The sequence below is a fragment of the Mesoflavibacter sp. genome, assembly GCF_964226795.1.
GTDB lineage: Bacteria > Bacteroidota > Bacteroidia > Flavobacteriales > Flavobacteriaceae > Mesoflavibacter > Mesoflavibacter zeaxanthinifaciens.
Window position 1 is genome coordinate 1 of sequence record NZ_CAXQQP010000006.1, and the last position, 20071, is coordinate 20071.

General features: G+C 31.4%; 19 protein-coding genes and 1 tRNA gene. 5 read left to right on the forward strand and 15 right to left on the reverse strand.

Features of this window, described 5'->3' with window-relative positions; translation table 11 throughout:
- From ACEQT4_RS03730 to ACEQT4_RS03740, 3 genes are all read right to left on the reverse strand, one after another.
- A partial coding sequence (locus ACEQT4_RS03730) for a LamG-like jellyroll fold domain-containing protein (RefSeq protein ID WP_370226067.1) occupies window positions 1-3668 on the reverse strand: 3668 nt, incomplete at its 3' end.
- A gap of 81 nt (window positions 3669-3749) precedes the next feature.
- Window positions 3750-7142, reverse strand: coding sequence for a M14 family zinc carboxypeptidase (locus tag ACEQT4_RS03735; protein WP_370226068.1), 3393 nt, complete (start codon window positions 7140-7142; stop codon window positions 3750-3752).
- 448 nt (window positions 7143-7590) lie between these two features.
- Window positions 7591-7664 (reverse strand) — tRNA-Met (locus ACEQT4_RS03740).
- Between the two features lie 137 nt (window positions 7665-7801).
- Here ACEQT4_RS03740 and ACEQT4_RS03745 point away from each other — a divergent pair.
- Both ACEQT4_RS03745 and ACEQT4_RS03750 read left to right on the forward strand, forming a co-directional pair.
- Window positions 7802-8188, forward strand: coding sequence for an START-like domain-containing protein (locus ACEQT4_RS03745; RefSeq protein ID WP_027878695.1), 387 nt, complete (start codon window positions 7802-7804; stop codon window positions 8186-8188).
- 52 nt (window positions 8189-8240) lie between these two features.
- Entirely contained in the window at window positions 8241-9083 is an 843-nt protein-coding gene (locus ACEQT4_RS03750) for an aminotransferase class IV (RefSeq protein WP_370226070.1), read from the forward strand.
- Here ACEQT4_RS03750 and ACEQT4_RS03755 read toward each other — a convergent pair.
- The 5 genes from ACEQT4_RS03755 to ACEQT4_RS03775 all read right to left on the reverse strand — a co-directional run bounded on the left by ACEQT4_RS03755 (window position 9080) and on the right by ACEQT4_RS03775 (window position 13626).
- On the reverse strand, window positions 9080-9640 hold the full coding sequence (locus ACEQT4_RS03755) for a YqgE/AlgH family protein (protein ID WP_027878697.1): 561 nt from the start codon (window positions 9638-9640) through the stop codon (window positions 9080-9082). The two genes, ACEQT4_RS03750 and ACEQT4_RS03755, sit on opposite strands and share 4 nt — an antisense overlap.
- Before the next feature lie 123 nt (window positions 9641-9763).
- Window positions 9764-10036: an HU family DNA-binding protein gene (locus ACEQT4_RS03760; RefSeq protein WP_027878698.1), complete on the reverse strand. Its 273-nt coding sequence runs from the start codon at window positions 10034-10036 to the stop codon at window positions 9764-9766.
- Window positions 10037-10230: 194 nt separating this feature from the next.
- Window positions 10231-11178 carry a methionyl-tRNA formyltransferase gene (gene fmt / locus ACEQT4_RS03765; protein ID WP_027878699.1) on the reverse strand — a complete coding sequence of 316 codons (948 nt, stop codon included), beginning with the start codon at window positions 11176-11178 and terminating at the stop codon, window positions 10231-10233.
- Window position 11179: 1 nt separating this feature from the next.
- Complete coding sequence (locus ACEQT4_RS03770) at window positions 11180-13084, reverse strand: ATP-dependent DNA helicase RecQ (RefSeq protein ID WP_370226071.1); 1905 nt, start codon at window positions 13082-13084, stop codon at window positions 11180-11182.
- Complete coding sequence (locus ACEQT4_RS03775) at window positions 13084-13626, reverse strand: AAA family ATPase (RefSeq protein WP_370226072.1); 543 nt, start codon at window positions 13624-13626, stop codon at window positions 13084-13086. The genes ACEQT4_RS03770 and ACEQT4_RS03775 overlap by 1 nt, the downstream gene beginning before the upstream one ends.
- 89 nt (window positions 13627-13715) lie before the next feature.
- Between ACEQT4_RS03775 and ACEQT4_RS03780 the strand changes: the two genes are divergently transcribed.
- The 3 genes from ACEQT4_RS03780 (at window position 13716) to murA (ending at window position 16050) form a co-directional block, all read left to right on the forward strand.
- Window positions 13716-14009, forward strand: a complete 294-nt coding sequence (locus ACEQT4_RS03780; protein WP_027878702.1) for a DUF493 family protein — start codon at window positions 13716-13718, stop codon at window positions 14007-14009.
- A 74-nt stretch (window positions 14010-14083) separates the two neighbouring features.
- On the forward strand, window positions 14084-14725 hold the full coding sequence (locus tag ACEQT4_RS03785; RefSeq protein WP_370226074.1) for a DUF4290 domain-containing protein: 642 nt from the start codon (window positions 14084-14086) through the stop codon (window positions 14723-14725).
- A gap of 8 nt (window positions 14726-14733) precedes the next feature.
- Window positions 14734-16050, forward strand: coding sequence for a UDP-N-acetylglucosamine 1-carboxyvinyltransferase (gene murA / locus ACEQT4_RS03790; protein ID WP_370226075.1), 1317 nt, complete (start codon window positions 14734-14736; stop codon window positions 16048-16050).
- Window positions 16051-16120: 70 nt separating this feature from the next.
- Here the strand turns inward: murA and ACEQT4_RS03795 are convergent, their stop codons facing one another.
- The 7 genes from ACEQT4_RS03795 to ACEQT4_RS03825 form a co-directional block, all read right to left on the reverse strand.
- A complete protein-coding gene (locus ACEQT4_RS03795; protein WP_370226076.1) occupies window positions 16121-17425 on the reverse strand; it encodes a deoxyribodipyrimidine photo-lyase in 1305 nt (434 codons plus the stop codon).
- 71 nt (window positions 17426-17496) lie between these two features.
- Complete coding sequence (locus ACEQT4_RS03800; RefSeq protein ID WP_027878706.1) at window positions 17497-17958, reverse strand: SRPBCC family protein; 462 nt, start codon at window positions 17956-17958, stop codon at window positions 17497-17499.
- A gap of 31 nt (window positions 17959-17989) precedes the next feature.
- A complete protein-coding gene (locus tag ACEQT4_RS03805; protein WP_223076980.1) occupies window positions 17990-18451 on the reverse strand; it encodes a TspO/MBR family protein in 462 nt (153 codons plus the stop codon).
- The gene (locus tag ACEQT4_RS03810) at window positions 18444-18614 is read right to left on the reverse strand and encodes a Lacal_2735 family protein (protein ID WP_036226876.1); all 171 of its coding nucleotides are present in this window, start codon (window positions 18612-18614) and stop codon (window positions 18444-18446) included. The genes ACEQT4_RS03805 and ACEQT4_RS03810 overlap by 8 nt, the downstream gene beginning before the upstream one ends.
- A 4-nt stretch (window positions 18615-18618) precedes the next feature.
- Window positions 18619-19158, reverse strand: a complete 540-nt coding sequence (locus ACEQT4_RS03815; RefSeq protein ID WP_370226078.1) for a glutathione peroxidase — start codon at window positions 19156-19158, stop codon at window positions 18619-18621.
- A gap of 5 nt (window positions 19159-19163) precedes the next feature.
- Window positions 19164-19847 (reverse strand): SDR family NAD(P)-dependent oxidoreductase, encoded by a 684-nt coding sequence (locus ACEQT4_RS03820; protein ID WP_370226079.1) that lies wholly within the window; start codon window positions 19845-19847, stop codon window positions 19164-19166.
- A gap of 2 nt (window positions 19848-19849) precedes the next feature.
- Window positions 19850-20071, reverse strand: coding sequence for a hypothetical protein (locus tag ACEQT4_RS03825; RefSeq protein WP_027878710.1), 222 nt, complete (start codon window positions 20069-20071; stop codon window positions 19850-19852).

The window sequence follows — 20071 nt, forward strand, 5'->3', positions numbered from 1 at the left end:
TTCCAATCTACAGTAATGGTAGGGTCAACAATAGAAGCAGAACCAGGTATGTATTGCTCAGTACCATTAGTCCAAGAAGAGTTGTTAGTCCAAAGACCATTACTTGTTGTTGTATATGGTAATGGAGCAGCTTGATTATCCATAATATTTTTACCTGTTACTAGGTACTTTATTCTAACCCAGTTTTTGTGTCCAGAACCATCAACAACTGTTGTACCATAAAATTCATTTATGTTATGGTAAGCTTGCATCTCATTCCACGGTAAACTTGTTGCTTCATTAAGCGTGATAGTTTGTGGAAGGTAAGCACCATTAACAGTACCACTAAGGTTTTCTAGTTCTTGATTCATTAAATATTTGATTTGGTTTTGAGTTAATACTCTATCCCAAATTCTTACTTCATCTATATCTCCGTTAAAAGAATTACTAATAGTGTTTTTATCTATATAGTTTGCACCAATAGCAAAATAATCTGTAGTGGCAACAGGAATAGCTACTCCGCCGATAGGACTATTACCGTCTTCTACACCATCTATATATAGCCTTAAATTACCACCAGAATAGGTATATGCTATATGATGCCAATTAGTATCGGTTATTGAAGTAGCAGATTGTGCGTAATTTGTACCATTAATATTGGCTCTAACTCTTCCGTTACTCATAATTTCGAAATTATAAGCATTTCCTTTAGAGACATAATCACCTCCGTTTCCTAGATTTCTAACCCATGCAGATACTGTAAAAGAATTATTAAGGTTTACAAAGTTTTCACCTACTAAAAAATCACCAGCAGAAAATTCTACATTATATTTTCCTTCAACTCTTGAAGCAATACCAAAAGTGAAGTATTTAGTGTTTTCAAAATCATACCAAGTTTCAAAAGTTGATCCATTAACATTCATAGGAATAACGTCAACAATATCATTAGATCCAAAAGATGAAGAGTTAGAAACTACTAAAGCATATTCTTCATCAGCAGCTTTAGTAGGTAACACAGATGAAGGAATTGATATTTTAACGTCTCTAACATCATTTCCATTTTCAACAATTTTCCAACGTCTATCAAATAAAGTTGTTACAGAAGTTGAAGATGCACCTAAGTTTACAGATAAAACAGTAGACCCAGATAATGCTCCATTGTTGTGTCCCCAAACTAAATAATCTCTATCGTTATCAAAATTGTTAGTGTTGTTAGAGTTTGTTGTAACTATGTCCCCATGTCCAATTGTAATAACGCTAGATGTATTAATACTTTTAGATTGTTTTTGTTGGTGGTTAGAAGCATCGTCTCTAAATATTCCTGCAATATCATGATTAAATCCAGAATTAGCAGATGCATCCCAAACGATATTTCCGTTAGAATCTATATAATCCATTGCAGTACCGTTAACACCAAGTGTAATACCGTATTTTAATGCTAAATAGCTTTCAATTCTTCTTCTTTCTGAAGCACCGTCTAGTTTTCTTGAATTAAAAGTAATAACTTCTGCTATTTTACCATCAAAACTTCCTTCGTAATACTGACTTCTACCTAACCAATACTTTCTATTGTTAATTGGTGCGTAAAGAGAAATATCATTTAATGTAGTAGAAACAGAATTAGAGTTTAGGTAAACTTCCATATCTGTGTTTGCTGAATTTTGTCTTACGTTTATAATGTTGAATTTATTATAATTGTTAGCACCAGATGTGTCACCACGACCATATCCAGTATACGGACCGTTACCACTACTAGTACCAATGCAGTAGGTAAAACGCTCACCAGATAATCTTTGTGTATATCCACCAAATCCAACACCTGTTACGTCTTCGGCATAACTTTCTGCTAGCGGGTCAGTACTTGTAAAGGTGTCTAATGGATTCATAGATCCTGTTACTGTAGGATCTGCTACAACCACTAAAAACATGTCATTACTATTAAATCCTGAAGAGCCACTTAACTCATCTCTTCCGTTAATATATGTCATGTCAGGACTTGCAGTATTATGATTGTTTTCAAAATCAATTACAGGGTTGAAGTTTATGTTGTCTGTTTCATTATTTCTATAAACAGGCTCTTGTCCAGATACAGTTGTTGTTGCATTATTACCCTTACCGTTATCAACCCAAGTGGTTACGTTAGTACCATCAGTAGTAACACCATAACCATCAATTTTATCACCTCTTAACCATAAATCTAAATCTGCACTTACTCCTCCAGGACCATTTGTTGGTGTACAAAATGAAGTACCAGAAATTGTTACTAAATCAATAAATACTTGATCATCATTATCACTAGCATCACATCTTACTCTAAATCTTGATATAGCTGAAAATGTATAATCTGTAGCTAATATAGAAACGGTTCTTGCATAGAAAATAGGAGAGTTTGTTGATTCAAAATCTGCAGTTTTTTGTGCTACTTGTCCACTTTCAAAAGTTTTTACAGTAGTCCAAGATAGACCGCCATTATTACTATATTCTATTAAGAAGTTTTCTGAGTATGTTTTATTGCTACCACTGTATGAAGAATCCATACTGTTAGGTGCAAAGAAAAATTTAAAGTCTACTTTGTCATAAGCTGTAAAATTAAATATAGGAGAATCAAAAGAAGAATTAGTTCCTGAGTTATCTCTTACTACTAAAGAACTATTCCCAGAGTATGACCAAGTTGCATTAGTTGTTCTATATGCGTCATTTGAAAGTATATTTCCTTTAACCCATCCATTAGTTCCAGATTCGAAATCTGCAGTATGCAATACGGTTGTACCACAAGGAGGTGGAACTATACCTGTACCTTGTATATTAAAGTTGAAAGGGTTTTCATCTGTATCATCATTAGCAAACGATACGGTTGCTGTTCTTACTCCCGTAGCACTTGGATCAAATTGGATCGTAAAAGAAGTATTACCTCCTGGAGCTATAGGAGTAGTTGGATTGGTTATTAACGTAAAGTCTGTAGCATTAGCACCAGTTATTGTTACATAAGGAGAAGCGCCTGTTAAATTTAAATTAATATTTCCAGAATTTATGATAGAGAAGGTTTGGTTAACAGTTCCTCCTGCGATATCGGCATTTCCAAAATCTGTACCATCAACAGTTGAAGGTGTTGTGTCACCATCATCTATATTTGTAGCGTTTCCTGTAACACTAACTTCATTGTATGGGGTAGCTGAAACAATGTTTACTGTATAATCTTCAACTTCTCCGTAAGAAAAAACTTCACAAGAAGTAGGTGTACCACCAAACTTCATACTAACTCTCATTGTGGTATTACCAGTTAAAGCTGTAGCAGGTACAGTAAAACTTCCAGATACAGGAGAAGCGGTGCTTGCACCGTTAGAAAAAACTAACTCACCTGGATCTGTAAAATCGTTATCTTGATTATAGTCAATCCAAACCGCATATCCTTCGCTATAAATAGGACCTGTCCATATAGGTGTTACCGTTATCGTATAGTTAGAATTTTGAGTAAGATCTGTACTTATTGCTGTAAAATCTGAGTACCCTGTACTTGTTGTACCTACACCAGAGGTGTTATCAATTGCTTGTAATTGAACACGACCTATGTATTCATCATTTGTATTATTACCATTTGATGCACATTGAGAAAAGGCATAATTGCTTAAAAATAAATTAAACAAAATGACAATAGCAAGACATGACTTGTTTAAGTTTTTTGATTTCATAATAGTTTGGTTTAGATTAGTTTGGGGCTAATCTTGTTGTTGAATATTTACTTTTTACACTTAAAAAAGGGTGTTTCCTTTTTATTGTTTTATAAGTGTTTTAGTTATTAATTGTTGGTTTTCTAAGTCTTTTATTTTGATAAAATAAGTACCGTTAGAGATTGATTTTAAATTATCAACATTTATTGCTTTTTGATCAAAAACAGAATTTTCTTGTATTATTAATCTACCTCTCATATCATAGACAGACACTTCTATTTTATGACCTATAAAATTTGAGGATAAGCTTATATTAAAACTGTTATTAAATGGATTTGGATAGATTTTTACATCATTGATTGTAAATTGATTATTGCTTAAGCTTGGTTCAGTAATATTTACAGTGTAGTCTTCAACTTCTCCGTAAGAAAAACTTTCGCAAGATGCTGGACTAGCATTATACTTCATAGAAACTCTCATTCTAGTGCTACCTATTATAGCATTTCCAGGTATTGAAAAGTTACCAGTAACAGGTGTTGTTTGAGAAGCAGGACTATTAAAAACAGTTTCACCTGCATCTTCAAAGTCGCCATCTTTATTAAAGTCAATCCAAACAGTTACAGCTTCATTCCACATAGTTCCTGTCCATATTTTAGAAACACTGATATTATGTGTTAAGGTTTTGTCTAAGTCTGTTATTATGTATGTATAATCAGAATAACCAGTATCTGTAATACCTATTCCAGAATCATTGTTAATAGTGTTTAAAGTTACATTCCCAATATATTCATCAGAAGTACTTTGACCATTTGAGTCACAATAGTTAACTTCTGTTGTAGTAAAATTAATTGTAGATGAATAAGAAGATGTAGCTGTATCACATTTAGATCTAACCTCTACTTCATAAGTAGTTGTTGCTAGTAAATTTGTAATTGTATAACTACTAGTAGTTACATTTAGTATATCTGTCCATGTAGATGAACCTAAAACACGGTAACGTAAATCATAAGTTGCAGATGGTATTGCATCCCAAGTTACTGTAGCTTCAGTAGCTGTAATTGAAGATGTAGACACGTTTACAGGAACATCAGTTTGACAAGGTATTTGAATACTAATAATTTTAAAATCATCAATAAAAAAACCATCAGAAGTAGTTGTGTAATTTTCTGATACGTTACTACCATCTGTTCTAAATCTAAATCTGAATTTAACATTATTAGCACCTAATAAGTAAGAATTGTTTGCTGCATCTATAGCAATTTCTTCCATCACCCAATTATCTCTTCTGTCTCCATCATAAACTTGTCCCATACTATTAGCTTGGAAGTTAGAAGATCCTCCTTTATTATCATGGGTTGTAGTATTACTAGTTGCATTTGGTTTTGTATACTTACCACAAAGAGATTGCCAGTTATTACCACCATCAGTTGAACCTAAGATTTCAACAAAATCATAATTTCTTTCAATATCCCATTTAGAATAGTATTGTACAACAACAGATGTAGAATTAGAAAAGTCATAACTATTGGTAGTAGTTAATGTTCTTGTTGTATTATTAGAGTACGGAGCAACACCATTTGTTCTTAAAGTATTTGTTCCTGTATAGGTGTCTGCACTAGATAATGTCCATCCACCAGATTGTGTCCAACCAGTAATGCCATCTACATCAGGATCATGGTCAAAAAGTACTGTTGGTTGGTAATATTTTTCGTAGTTAACATCATATATAACACCATTATCGTTAGATAATTTTACATTATATTCTATTTTTTCGTTAGCAACAATGCTTGGATCTAGTTGTATTTGAGCAGATACATTTCTTTGCTCTAAGACATTCATACCAGTTTGTGTGGCAGGAGCATTAATACTAATTATATTAGATGAAATAGGAGTGATAGTTAAGGTGAAATTACTTGCAGTTTGACCAATTCTTTCAATTCCAAAATCTAAGTTAGCAGTTGTATCATCTATGTTGCTTTGCGTTAAGTCATGAAGTTTTGCGTATTTACCACCATAATAGGCAGTACCAAAAGAAATTCTCATCGATCTTTTTGCAATAGGAATAATAGATGTTTGTGGAGGCCAAAAACCTTCACTTCCGTGCTCTGGTGTAGTACCTAATATAGCTTGACCAGAACCAGTAGATCCATTATTATCAGGAGCTCCTCCTAACATCCAATCGTCAGGAATACCATTAGACTCATAAAAGATCGTAGCACCATATAGGTATCTGTTGTAGCGAGTCATTTCTTCGTGCCAACTATAAAATTCATCTTCTCTTCCTGAGTTTAAAGAAGGTACACCTCCATAAGGATGAGGTACAGAATTAGCGTAAGAGTGATTCCAAACAGCAGTTTGAAAGTTTTTACTTAAAATAAAATCTTCCATAATCTGAGTTTCAGGCTCAGAAGAAGGAGATGGACCTCTGTAAGTATTACTTGTTTGACTACCAGAAGAACCAACGTTATTGTAACCCCAATAATAATCAAAGTTTCTGTTTAAGTCTACACCTCTAATAGAAGTCGAACTTGAATTGCTACCTGTATTAGGTCTCGTGTTTTTACGTTGCATTCCACCTCCATTTGGACTTAAATGCTCATTCCATCTTAGTCCGTCAGGATTAACTATAGGTACAAAGTATAATTCATTATTATCTACTAATTCTTTAATAGCGTCATTGGTATTGTAGTTTTCAATTAAATACCACATGAAGAATATATTGTTCATTAAGGCGCTTACTTCTCTTGAGTGAATCATTGAAGTGAAAAGAATTTGTGGTTTTGTGTTTTCTGGAGTTGAAGATTCGTTACCAGTAATTCTTACATAATATATAGTTTCTGGGTTCCATCTACTGTTACCTATACCACTATAAGTTAATCCATTATTAAAAATTGTATTAGAAGGATTTCCCCAAGTGGTTTGTCCTGTAGGTGAAGCATCTAATTTTTGAGAAACTATATCTAAACCATTAGTAATAGAGAAACTTCTCATTTCATCAAGTTCAGTTTTCATTTCATCTACAGTTAAACATCCACCCATAGAACCAAGATGAAAGTTTTGTGGTGTTACCCAATTAATTTCATCACAGTTTATATATTGTATAATATTGTCTTGTACTGTATTAGAAATAGATGCGCGTTGTGTTGTGTTAGTGTTAGTAGCTGATAAAGATTTTTCAGCATTTAACTGCGCTATTGCTTTAGCTTTAGTTTTTACTGCTCTTTTTCTGTAAAATTCTTCTAAATCATCGATAATAACATTAAAAGAAACATTTTTATTAACTAATGCATTAACTTCTTCTTTTGATAAATCTAAAACAAGATTATCATGAGAGTGGCTAGCTCCGCAATTTAAATCTATACCAGAAGTAGCTATTTTTAGTAATGTTGATTTAGAAGGGTTAGTTATACTAATTCTTTTATGAGAATCCTGAGCTATAATTAATTGTGATAGCAATAATAAAATAAGAGTAACTAGTAGGTTAGTTTTTTTCATGATTTTTTAATTCAAATAAGGGTTTAATTAATTAATAATTTGGGTTAAGCAATATTAAAATATCCTAATCCGTAAATACTATTTCAATTATTGGAATCATTAGTTTTCTTTTAAACGCAAATTTATCCGACAAAAGGTATAAGTATTCGCTTACAAATGTAACTTACTTTAGTTAAATCATCTGTAAAACGCATAATTTTTCGATGAAATGCATATTTTTTTATCTGAAGCGGCGAAAATACGTACACTTGTAATATCAATTTTTTCATAAATTGACTATTCATTTTATGAAAAAACATACGTTTTTATGTTAATTATCTGTTTTTTAACAGGTTAAATCTTAATAAAAAGGTAATCTTAATTAATAATAAGTACGGGAATAGTAGAAGAAAAAACTATTTTATTGAAAAATAAAAAAGCTAAGACATACATCTTAGCTTTTTTCTTGTAGCGAGGACGAGATTTGAACTCGTGACCTCTGGGTTATGAATCCAACGCTCTAACCAACTGAGCTACCTCGCCATATTTTGGAGGTGCAAATATAATAACATTATTATATCAAGCAAACATTATTTTTAAAATTAAATATTTTTTAAAATGATTTCTAAACTTGTTAATTAATGTATATATTGGCAGTAATAATTTTCAAGTAAAAATAAATGGAAGAAAAAATTAAGTATGAGTTAGAGTTTCCTATCCATGCATCACCGTCATTAATATACCAGTATATATCAACACCTTCTGGATTGTCAGAATGGTTTGCAGATAATGTTAACTCTAGAGGAGAATTATTTAAATTTATCTGGGATGGAGCAGAAGAACAAGCTAAGTTACTAACAAAAAAGTCTGGAGAACGTGTAAAATTTAGATGGTTAGATGATGAAGATGATCCTTATTACTTTGAAATTAGAATTCAAGTAGACGAAATTACCAAAGATGTATCTTTAATGATTACAGACTATGCTGAAGAAGACGAGGTAGAAGAAGCAAAAATGTTATGGACTAATCAAATCTCTGACTTAAAACAAGTCTTAGGTTCTGCTTAAAAATCGCAACAATTAGAGTATATTTGTCCCAAAGAAATTTGGGACTTTTTTTATGATAAATTTTAACGGAAATCTTCAAGAAAATAATACAGTAATTACAAACAATAATCGTGCATATGCCTATGGTGATGGGCTTTTTGAAACCATAAAAGCAGTACACGGTAAACTTCTTTTTTTTGAAGACCATTACTTTAGATTAATGGCATCTATGCGTATTATGCGTATGGAGATACCTATGAGTTTTACTTTAGAGTTTCTTCAAGATGAAATTTTAAAAACCATAAAAGCTAATCAATTAGATACAGCTACTTGTAGAGTAAAATTGCAAGTGCATAGAGTAGAAGGTGGATTATATAAACCAGAAAGTAATGATGTAGAGTTTATTGTTTCTGTAAAAGCTTTAGATCAAGACTTCTATTTATTAAATGAAGGCGATTATGAAGTTGATTTATTTAAAGACTTTTATGTGTCTCCTAGTTTAATTTCAACATTAAAATCCAATAATAAAGCCTTAAATGTTGTTGGTAGTATTTATGCAAAAGAAAATTACCTTGACAACTGTTTGTTAATTAATACAAATAAAAGTGTAGTTGAGGCTTTAAACGGAAATGTATTTTTAGTTAAAGGGAATACTATTAAAACACCACCATTATCAGACGGATGTTTAAAAGGAATAATTAGAAAACAATTAATAGAAATTATTAATTTAATGGAAGAATATACTTTAGAAGAAGCTTCTATTTCGCCTTTTGAAATACAAAAAGCAGACGAAATGTTTATTACTAACGTAATAACAGGTATACAACCAGTATCAAAATATAGAAAAAAGCAGTTTGCGACAGATGTAGCAAAAGCATTATTGCAAAAGTTAAATGTAAAAGTTAGACTAAGCTAGTTATAACTTGGGTTTTCTGGAGCATTAGACCAAATAGAATAGTCACCACCTAACTCTAACATCTTTTCTTTCCAGAAGGTCTCGTAATCTTTTTCTATGATATCTTTTTCATAAGTGTTTTTTGTAACAACCCATGCATTAGATTTTAATTCGTCTTCTAGTTGATTTATTTCCCAACCAGAATACCCTAAAAAGAATTTTATATCTTTTTGATCAATTTTCTTTTCGGCAATAAGATTAGCAACTACATTAAAATCTCCTCCCCAAAAAATTCCTAAAGAAATTTCTATGCTATCTGGGATCAAATCTGGTCTTTTATGTATAAAATATAGATTGTCTTGCTCTACAGGTCCACCATTGTAAACTCTAAAAGAGGCATCAAGTTCTGGTATTAAATCTTTAATAGTGTAGTTTAAGGGCTTGTTAAGTATAAATCCAATAGAACCTTCTTTATTATGGTCTGTAAGTAATACTATAGATCTGTTAAAAGAAACATCTCCTATAATAGAAGGTTCTGCAATTAATAAATCACCCTTTTTTGGTTTGGTTGTAGTCATAATTTAAAAGGATTATTACATTAAATGTAACATTAATTTGTTTAAATACCAATTATAATACTCTATTAACAAAAAAAAGCCTTCTAAAATAGAAGGCTTTTTGGTAATTATTTTAAGCAAATACTAGTTTACAGCGTTTGCTAAATCAGATCCAGCTTTAAACTTAACAACGTTTTTAGCTTTGATTTTGATAGTCTTTCCTGTTTGAGGGTTTCTTCCTTCTCTTGCAGCTCTTCTAGTAACTGACCAAGATCCAAAACCAACTAAAGAAACTCTGTTTCCTTTTTGTAAAGCTCCTTCAATTTCGATTAATGCACACTCTAAAGCTTTTTTTGCTGCTGCTTTAGTAATTCCTGCGTGCTCCGCCATAGCGTCGATTAAATCTGTTTTGTTCATAATTTTAATTTTAATTATTAATAAATAGTTGATTAAACATATTTTTGTTAAATCCTCTTACAAATTTATACGGATTATGCTACTATGCAAGTAATAGTAAGGGAAATAGAGTGTTTTGTTAATAAGTTGCCCCTTTTGTTAATAAAGAAGCTTATTTTTTTTGCTTTTTTAATGAAATCAGTGATAATAAGGCTTTACAGCATTTTTGCATTTTCACTTAAAGAAAATCCGTTTAAAAGTGATTTTACATCCATATTTCTCTTTCCTGGAAGCTTAATTTCTAGTATTGATATAAAACCACCTTTTACTGCTACCTTAATTGAGGATTTGTCAAAAATAACAGTTCCTGTTATTAAATTATGATTTTCGGATTCTTTTTCAGCTTTATAGATTTTTACGTCTAATTCTTCATCTTCATTTTTTAAAATAGACCATGCAGCAGGATATGGACTAAGTCCTCTAATTTGGTTAAATATTTGATCTAAATCTGCTTCCCAATTAATTTTACAATTATCTCTATTTAATTTATAAGCTGTTTTACTAATAGCATCTTCTGGTTGAGGCGTAGTGTTTACATTTCCTTTTTCTATAAGTTTTATGGTATCTATAACCAGATCGCTACCAATATGCATTAATTTGTCATGTAAACTACCGGCATTTTCTGTTGGATCAATTTCTATTTCTTTTTGAAGGATCATTTCTCCTGTATCAATTTTTTCATCTATAAAAAATGTAGATACGCCTGTTTTAGTTTCGCCATTTATTATTGCCCAATTTATTGGTGCTGCACCGCGATAGTTTGGTAATAATGAAGCATGAAGATTAAATGTACCATGTTTTGGCATATCCCAAACTACTTTTGGTAACATCCTAAATGCTACTATAATTTGTAGATTGGCGTTTAGCGCTTTTAATTCGTCTAAAAAATCTTCGTTTTTAAGGTTTGTTGGTTGTAAAATGTGTAATCCTTTTTCTTTTGCAAAGGTTTTTACAGCGCTTTCGTTTAATTTTCTTCCACGACCGGCTGGTCTATCTGGTGCTGTAATAACACCAACTACATTATAATTATGCTCTAATATGGTTTTTAAGGTTTGCACAGCAAAATCTGGCGTCCCCATAAATACTATTCGTAAATCTTTCATTTTATAAATGTTTTAATTTATAAGTGTTTGTTGCTGTAACTTCTATTATGTTACGCTCTAACATTTGTTTTAATGTATTGTTTATTTGTTCTTCAGAAAAAGGTAATGCTTTAAATAAGTCTTTAGAGCTTAAATGACCAAATTCTAATTGTTTTATGATTTCTTTATTGACATCTGCTGAAGTTGTTTTAGCAGGAGCATTTTTCTTTTTAATACAGACTGAGCAAATTCCACATTCCTCTAATTCTTTTTCTCCAAAGTAGGATAGTAGCTGAATGCTTTTACAAACGTCATTATTATTTACATAATCTAAAACGGCTTTAACTTGCTTTTGCTTTAAGTCGTTTTGTTGTTTTATTGTTTTGGCAATACGGTTAATTGTTTTATCATCTTCTCTTGGTTCTATAAAGGTGATTTGAGCATCTGTTTTATGAATGTTAAGTGTAATAACTTCATCTTTTTCTAAATGCTTTAAAGCCATAAAAAGTTGCTGCTCACTTACATTTGCTTTATTAGCAACTAAATTGTTATTTATTTTTGTTTGATGTTCAAAAATACCACCATAGGTTCTTAAAATAGATTTGACGATGGTAGCAAGTTGTTTATTGGTTTCTAAATAAGAAAACAATGCTTTGTTAGGTATAATAAATTGTACTTCTGTACGGTTATTAAATTGTTTGCTTAAAGTTATTACGCTATTTCTATCTAAAATTTGTAATGTATTGTAAGCGCTTGTTGAGTTAAAGTTATAGGTTTTGCAAAAGTGATTAAAATTAAATTCAAAAGTTTGGTAAGCGCCTTCACCATAAGACACTTGAAAATAGTTACTTAATTTTCTATATACAGTTTTAACAAAATCTACTGTAGGTAATACACTTATAAATTGTTTGTGTAAAAGTGCATCGTCATTTTTATTTTTTAAGATAACTGCGTATGCTTTAGTATTATCTCTTCCTGCACGACCAGCTTCTTGAAAGTAGTTTTCTATACTATCTGGTAAGTTTAAATGTATAACTGTTTTTACATCTGGTTTGTCTATGCCCATTCCAAATGCATTAGTCGCTACCATAACTTGTTTTTGATTAGTTATCCATTGGTTAAGATGTTGGTCTTTTTCTGTATTATTTAAACCGCCATGATAAAAAGTACTACTGATGTTTTTTTGTTCTAAAAAGTTAGAAATTTCAATGGTCAGTCTTCTGTTTCTAACGTAAATAATTGAGGATTGTTTATTTTTATTTAAAATAGCTTCTAGACGAAAAAATTTATCTTCTTCTTCAAAAACCATATAAGCGATATTTTTTCTGTAAAAAGATTGCTTAAAGATTTTTGGATCTAAAAAATCAAGCTCGGTTACAATATCGTCAATAACATTAGGTGTTGCACTAGCTGTTAGCGCAATAACGTTAACGCTTGGTTGTAATTCTCTTAATAAGGTTATGTTTTTATAAGCAGGTCTAAAATCGTTTCCCCATTGGCTTATACAGTGTGCTTCGTCTACAGCAATTAAATTAACATTCATTTGTCTAATACGATCTTGTACTAGCTCTTGTTGTAAACGCTCTGGCGATAGGTATAAGAATTTGTAATTTCCGTAGATACAATTGTCTAAAAGGGTATCAATTTCAGAAGGTTTAATTCCGCTAGTTAATGCAATTGCTTTGATACCTTTATTTTGTAAAGCCCTAACTTGGTCTTTCATTAAAGCCACTAAAGGCGAAATAACTATGCAAATACCTTCTTTAGCCAAAGCCGGAACTTGAAAACAAATACTCTTTCCGCCACCAGTTGGTAGTAACGCAAAAGTGTCTTCGCCATTTAAAACAGCGTTTATAATATCTTCTTGTAAGGGTCTAAACGATGTAAATTTCCAATAACGTTCTAATATATTTATTGGATGTTGCATTACAAGGCTTTTACAACGTTTAAAATATGGTTAGCTCTTTCTTCGATACTTCCAAAAGGTACGTCTTGTAAGTGATAATCGTACTTTTTATAGGTTTCTAAAAGACATTCGTGTATTTGTTTTGCTTGTTCAAAGTTTTCATAACGTTCGTTATCACTTCTAAAAATTTCTTGCCAAGGTGCTAAAATAAAGACATAATCATAAGTATTTTCTTGACATGATGTAATGAAGTTTTCAGGATAACTTTCGTTAGCATAATCCATATATGCAACAACATCTGGTATACCACGGTCTAAAAATACAAATTCGTTGTTACTATTAGATGCGTTAGTATATTGCTTTTCTCTTCCTTTTAGTAATAACTCGCTAAATAATAATGGTTTGGTTAAAAATAATTGATCAACACCATCTTTTCTTGCATCTAGAGTAACTTGTCTAGAGATTTCTTCGTAGCAGGTATAACCACGTTTTGTAAGCTCGTTAATAATTGAAGATTTACCTGTTCCTGGTCCACCAGTAATAACTATTTTTTTTGTAATCAAGGTCTGTGTATTAAAGTGTAAAAATCGGAATTAAATTCTTTAAAAAAAAATGTAAACAAATTGGTATATTTGCGACTTATAATAACGCTATGGATAATATACCAAATAAAGACGAATTTTACGCTAAGTTAAAAAGCCAATTGCAAGATACCGCAATGTGGCCTACAGAATATTTGTATAAATTTATTGTGCAAACCGAAAAATCAAAAATAGAACACGTAGAGGTTATTTTTGATAACATGGGCGCAGTAATTAATACAAAAGAATCTAGCAATGGTAAATATACCAGCGTTTCGGTTAGCGTAAAAATGAAAAATCCAGACCACGTTATAGAAAAGTATAAAGAGGTTGGAGAAAAAATTGAAGGCGTAATAAGCCTTTAATTTTTTTTTGTATTTTGCAACTGCATTTAGAAACTTCAAAATGCAAAATATATAAATACTACACTTATTTAATTTTGATAGACAATTTAGAGTATAACACAGAGCGTGAACACTTGATTATTCCAGAGTATGGTAGACATATTCAAAAAATGATTAACTATGCAAAATCACGCGAAACAAAAGAAGAACGTAATAAAGTAGCCAAATCTATAATTGCAGTAATGGGTAATTTACAACCACATTTACGCGATGTTCCAGATTTTCAGCACAAACTTTGGGATCAACTATTTATTATGTCTAATTTTGAGTTGGATGTAGATTCACCATTTGAAAAACCTTCTAAAGAAGAATTATCAGAACGTCCTGTACCATTAAGATATCCCCAAAACTTTCCAAAATATCGTTTTTATGGAAACAATATTAAAACTATGATTGACGTTGCTAGAACATGGGAAGAAGGTGAAATGAAAGAAGCATTAGTGTATACTATTGCAAACCATATGAAAAAATGTTTCTTAAACTGGAATAAAGATACGGTTGAGGACGATGTAATTTATGATCATTTATTTGAATTATCTAATGGCGAATTAAATATCAAAAATTCAGAAGAAGATTTAACAGACTCTAGTAGTCTAATGAAAGCTTCTAGCGGAAAGAAATATTCCAACAACAAAAAAGGACACAAAAAAAATAACAGAAACCGAAAAAGATACTAAACTTATTTATGGGAACATTTAAAATTGAAGGTGGACACCAACTAAAAGGAAGCATTCAACCTCAAGGAGCAAAAAACGAAGCATTACAAATCTTATGTGCAGTATTATTAACTCCAGAAAAAGTCACCATAAATAACATACCCGATATAATAGACGTCAATAAACTAATTACTTTATTAGGAAACTTAGGCGTTAAAGTAGAAAAACTTTCTGAAGGTACTTACAGTTTTCAAGCCGATCAAGTAGATTTAAAATATTTAGAGTCTGCAGCTTTTAAAGAAGAAGGACGCGGTTTACGTGGCTCAATAATGATTGTTGGTCCATTATTAGCACGATTTGGTAAAGGATATATCCCAAAGCCTGGAGGTGATAAAATTGGTCGTCGTCGTTTAGATACTCACTTTGAAGGATTCATAAATCTTGGAGCTAAATTTAGATACAACCGTGAAGATTATTTTTACGGCGTAGAAGCAGATCAATTAGTAGGAACCGATATGCTTTTAGACGAAGCATCTGTAACAGGTACAGCAAATATTGTAATGGCTGCTGTATTAGCACAAGGTACTACGACAATATACAACGCAGCTTGCGAGCCTTATTTGCAGCAATTATGTAAAATGCTTAATAGAATGGGCGCAAAAATCTCTGGCGTTGGTTCTAACTTATTAACTATTGAAGGTGTTGAAAGTCTTGGCGGAACAGAGCATACCATGTTACCAGATATGATCGAAATTGGTAGCTGGATTGGTTTGGCTGCAATGACTAAGTCTGAACTTACTATAAAAAATGTAAGTTGGGATGATTTAGGACAAATACCAAATGTATTTAGAAAACTAGGAATTACTGTCGAAAAACAAGGAGACGATATACATATTCCTGCACATACAGATGGTTACGAAATACAAAACTACATAGATGGTTCTATTCTAACTATAGCAGATGCCCCTTGGCCAGGTTTTACTCCAGATTTATTAAGTATTGTTTTAGTTGTAGCTACACAGGCTAGAGGAGAAGTACTAGTACATCAAAAGATGTTTGAAAGTCGTTTATTCTTCGTAGATAAATTAATAGATATGGGTGCAAAAATTATCCTTTGCGATCCACATCGTGCTACAGTTATTGGTCATGATTTTAAATCACAATTAAAAGCAACAACCATGGTTTCTCCAGATATTAGAGCTGGTATTAGTTTGTTAATTGCTGCACTTTCTGCAAAAGGAACAAGTACAATTCATAATATTGAACAAATTGATAGAGGTTATCAAAAAATAGTAGAACGTCTTAAAGCTATTGGAGCAAAAATTGAACGTTTAGAAGGAAATTAATTTTAATTAATTCCTGAAAAAATAAAAGCATCTAATTTTAATTTAGATGCTTTTTTGTTTAATGCTTTTTCTAGGATACAGCTTCTTTATAAACCTTTAAGCAGCGTTCTCTAGCTTCTTTATGGTCTACAATTGGTTTAGTATATGTTGACTTTTGATACTCTGGGACCCATTTTTTTATATACTTATGTTCTTTATCAAACTTATCAATTTGTGTGGTTGGATTAAAAATTCTAAAGTATGGCGCTGCATCTACACCAGATCCTGCAACCCATTGCCAGTTACCAACGTTGCTTGCCATTTCGTAATCGTGTAATTTTTCGGCAAAATAGGCTTCGCCCCAACGCCAATCTATTAATAAATGTTTACATAAAAAACTACCAACTAACATGCGTACACGGTTGTGCATAAAACCAGTTTCGTTTAGTTCGCGCATACCAGCATCTACTAATGGGTAACCTGTATTTCCTGTTTTCCAAGCTTCAAACTCTTCTTTATTATTTCGCCATTTTATGTTATCGTATTTAGATTTAAACGCATTGGTTTGCGTTTTTGGATAATGCCATAAAATTTGCATAAAAAACTCGCGCCAAATTAACTCTTGCCAAAAGATTTCGTTTTGTTCTGCAATTGCTTTTTTAACCATTTTACGCACGCTAACCGTACCAAATCGTAGATGTGGACCAAGTTTTGAAGTCGCGTCTTTGGCAGGAAAATTTCTTTTGTCTTCGTATTCTTGGATTAACGTTGGTGTTACTGTGTAATCTGCAATTTTTTGTGAAGACGTTTTAAATCCCATGTCAGAAAGCGTTAAGTTTGGCAATCTTGTATTTTTTACCAAATTGTCTAAATACTCGTTAGTGTAATAGATGTTGAGGTCGTAGTTTTTAAAGTTTTCTTTCCAAGTACGCATGTATGGTGTGTAGACAACGTATGGATCGCCATCTTGCTTAACAACTTCGTCTTTTTCAAAGATAACTTGGTCTTTAAAGGTTTTAAAATTGATGTCATTTTCAGATAAGATGGTTTCAATTTCTGTATCACGTGTCTTAGCGTAAGGCTCGTAATCGTGATTGGTGTAAACCGTATCTATTTCGTAATCTTCAACTAACTGTTTAAAAACTTCTTTTGGAGTACTGTAATATATTGCAATACTACTGTCACGTTCATCTTGAAGTGTATTTCGCATGTTTTGCAATGTATTAAAAATGAAAGTTACTCTTGCGTCATCTTCTGGTAGTTCGTTTAAAATTTCTTTATCAAAAATAAAGATTGGCAACACAGGTTTATCTGCTTTTAGAGCATTGTAAAAGCCTACGTTATCATCTAATCTTAGGTCACGTCTAAACCAGAATATATTTAAAGGTTGTTTCATTTGTTAGTACTTAAAGTAGTTAAAGTGTCTAGAGTTGTAAATATTTAAAGTTAGTGTTTTTGTCTGTCTGATTAAAATTTACCAAATAATTCTTCTAGTTTTTTTGTACGATAATCAAAGATTTCTTTCAGTTTTGGTTTAACTAAAATAGGATGCACTAATTGTCCTAATATGCCCATTGGGATTTTGTAATCTATAATGTCTTCCATTTCTACGCCGCCATCAATTTCTTTAATAAAATGCTTGTGATGCCATAATGAATATGGTCCAAAACGTTGTTCGTCTACAAAATATTCACCATCAATAACATGAGTAATTTCCGTAACCCATTTTGTTTTAATTCCTAAAACTGGTGTGACAATATATTGAATGATTTGACCTGCAAACATTGGTCTATCTGCTCCAGAAAGTATATGAAATCCCATATAATCTGGCGTGATGACTTTTAAGTTTTTTGGGTCTGACAAAAAATCCCAAGCTTCTTGTTTTGTGATTGGTAAATTTTGTTTTTGATGTAATCTGTATATTTTCATAGCTTAAGTTTTTCCACGAAAGTGAAATCTTTTAATTATTTATTAGAATGTAAGCATTTAAAGATGTAGCAATTAGTAACCAAATCATATAAGGTAATAGGAGTAAACTTTTGGTTTTCATTATGTTTTTAAAGCTGAAAAAGATGTAAAACACAACAATAGTTAGTAGTATTATCGTAATTAACCCTAATAAAATTAAATGCTGATTGAAGAAAATAAAATTCCAAATAATGTTTAAAAACACTTGAATACTAAAGGCTATTTTAATGTTTTTAGAGCTTAATTTAGAAAATAAGTATGTTAAATAGATAGAAAAACACACCATAATAGTCGTCCAAGCTACACCAAATAGCCAACCTGGTGGCGTCCATGGAGCTTTATTTAAATTTAAATACCATTCTGATGTTGGTCCGTTATTCATCAATAAACTACCTAAGCCTAAACTACCAAGATTTATAAAAAGGAAGAATAAGAATCTTTTAAGATTATTCATTTTTTAAGGATTCAATTTTATTCATAATAGCTTCAGCTTCTGCATACACTTCATCACTTTTAGATCTATTGGTAGTTGAAAGTTTATGCCACTTTTGCATTAGTTTTTCGTATTTTACTTGTAGTTTTTCTACTTCAGATTTTGATTTAAAAAGCCCAAACATTTTTTTACTTTAAATATTTTAAAATTTTATTACTTTTTGGTGATGTTACCGAAAGAAAATAATTTATTAACTGTCCGTCTGGACCCACTAAATATTTTTGGAAATTCCATTTTACTTTAGAATTTTTTATTCCATTTTTTTCTTTCTGGGTTAGCCAAGCATACAAAGGATGCTTATTTGTACCTTTTACTTCAATTTTTTCTGTCATTAAAAACGAAACTCCGTAATTAGCTTGGCAAAAAGACATAATTTGGTCTTTATTTCCTGGTTCTTGGTTCCCAAATTGGTTACAAGGAACACCTATTATTATAATTTTATCACCATAAGTATCATGAAGACTTTGTAAGTCTTCATATTGAGGTGTAAATCCACATTTAGATGCAACATTTACAAACAAAATGTGTTTACCTTTAAATGCTTTAAAGTCTATTGGTTGTCCTTGTAAGGTATTAATGTTTATATCGTAAATAGAAGTTTGGCTTTGCAAATCTGATTTGGTAGAAACAGTACATAATGTTAACAAAAAGGCTTTTAAAACATTCATATGTTCTAAATTTTAAAGCTTACAATACCACAATCTAAATCAAACACTTGCCCAGAGATAGAAGACGCTTTATCAGAACATAAAAATGTAGCCATATTTGCAACATCTTCTGGTTGTAGGTATTTTTTTAACGGATGACGCTCTCGCATATTTTCTTCTTGCTTCTCGTTACGCAAAAGTTTTGATGCTAAATCTGTGTTAGTCACAGTTGGAGCAACTGCGTTTATTCTAACAGTTGGTGCCAATTCGGCACCAACAGATTTTACTAAACCTTCAACAGCACTTTTTGATGCAGCAACGCTTGCGTGAAAAGGCATACCTAACTTAGTAGCAACAGTACTAAATAATACAACAGAAGGGTTATTTCCTTTTTTTAAAGGCTCTAAGTATTTCTGTAATGCTTTTACGGCTCCAATGACGTTGATCTCAAAATCGGCTCTAAAATCGTCTAATTTTAAGCGTCCAATAGGTTTTAAATTGATACTTCCGGGACAATAAATTAAATGGTCTAAGTTTTCTATATCAGGTAAATCATCAGTTAAAACATCACAAGAATGGTGTGTTAAATTTTCATGAGAAAAGTCAGGCTTATTCCTGCTAATGTTAGTGACTTTATGAGTGTCTAAAAAACTTTTAGTAATAGCTTTTCCTATACCTTTACTTCCGCCAATAATAACTAGATGGTTCATAATTATATAGTTACTGTTGTAGGTAAACGTTTTTCTACTTTACGTTTTATAGCTGTTAAACGTTTCATTAAGTCCATGATTTTTTCGTCTTTCTTTTTCTTATAAATTTGATTTAATTCTAAGATTAAAGACTTTGCCTGTCTTGATAATTTTACACGATCACTAGTAGATAAAGATCTTAAACTAGTTTGCTCAAACTCTAATGCTTTTTCAATTGTACTCAT

Bases quoted from the DNA above. Each gene is read 5' to 3' on its own strand.
- ACEQT4_RS03735 (WP_370226068.1), bottom strand. From the start codon at position 7,142: ATGAAAAAAACTAACCTACTAGTTACTCTTATTTTATTATTGCTATCA.
- ACEQT4_RS03745 (WP_027878695.1), top strand. From the start codon at position 7,802: ATGGAAGAAAAAATTAAGTATGAGTTAGAGTTTCCTATCCATGCATCA.
- ACEQT4_RS03750 (WP_370226070.1), top strand. From the start codon at position 8,241: ATGATAAATTTTAACGGAAATCTTCAAGAAAATAATACAGTAATTACA.
- ACEQT4_RS03755 (WP_027878697.1), bottom strand. From the start codon at position 9,640: ATGACTACAACCAAACCAAAAAAGGGTGATTTATTAATTGCAGAACCT.
- ACEQT4_RS03760 (WP_027878698.1), bottom strand. From the start codon at position 10,036: ATGAACAAAACAGATTTAATCGACGCTATGGCGGAGCACGCAGGAATT.
- fmt (WP_027878699.1), bottom strand. From the start codon at position 11,178: ATGAAAGATTTACGAATAGTATTTATGGGGACGCCAGATTTTGCTGTG.
- ACEQT4_RS03770 (WP_370226071.1), bottom strand. From the start codon at position 13,084: ATGCAACATCCAATAAATATATTAGAACGTTATTGGAAATTTACATCG.
- ACEQT4_RS03780 (WP_027878702.1), top strand. From the start codon at position 13,716: ATGGATAATATACCAAATAAAGACGAATTTTACGCTAAGTTAAAAAGC.
- murA (WP_370226075.1), top strand. From the start codon at position 14,734: ATGGGAACATTTAAAATTGAAGGTGGACACCAACTAAAAGGAAGCATT.
- ACEQT4_RS03795 (WP_370226076.1), bottom strand. From the start codon at position 17,425: ATGAAACAACCTTTAAATATATTCTGGTTTAGACGTGACCTAAGATTA.
- ACEQT4_RS03800 (WP_027878706.1), bottom strand. From the start codon at position 17,958: ATGAAAATATACAGATTACATCAAAAACAAAATTTACCAATCACAAAA.
- ACEQT4_RS03805 (WP_223076980.1), bottom strand. From the start codon at position 18,451: ATGAATAATCTTAAAAGATTCTTATTCTTCCTTTTTATAAATCTTGGT.
- ACEQT4_RS03810 (WP_036226876.1), bottom strand. From the start codon at position 18,614: ATGTTTGGGCTTTTTAAATCAAAATCTGAAGTAGAAAAACTACAAGTA.
- ACEQT4_RS03815 (WP_370226078.1), bottom strand. From the start codon at position 19,158: ATGAATGTTTTAAAAGCCTTTTTGTTAACATTATGTACTGTTTCTACC.
- ACEQT4_RS03820 (WP_370226079.1), bottom strand. From the start codon at position 19,847: ATGAACCATCTAGTTATTATTGGCGGAAGTAAAGGTATAGGAAAAGCT.
- ACEQT4_RS03825 (WP_027878710.1), bottom strand. From the start codon at position 20,071: ATGAGTACAATTGAAAAAGCATTAGAGTTTGAGCAAACTAGTTTAAGA.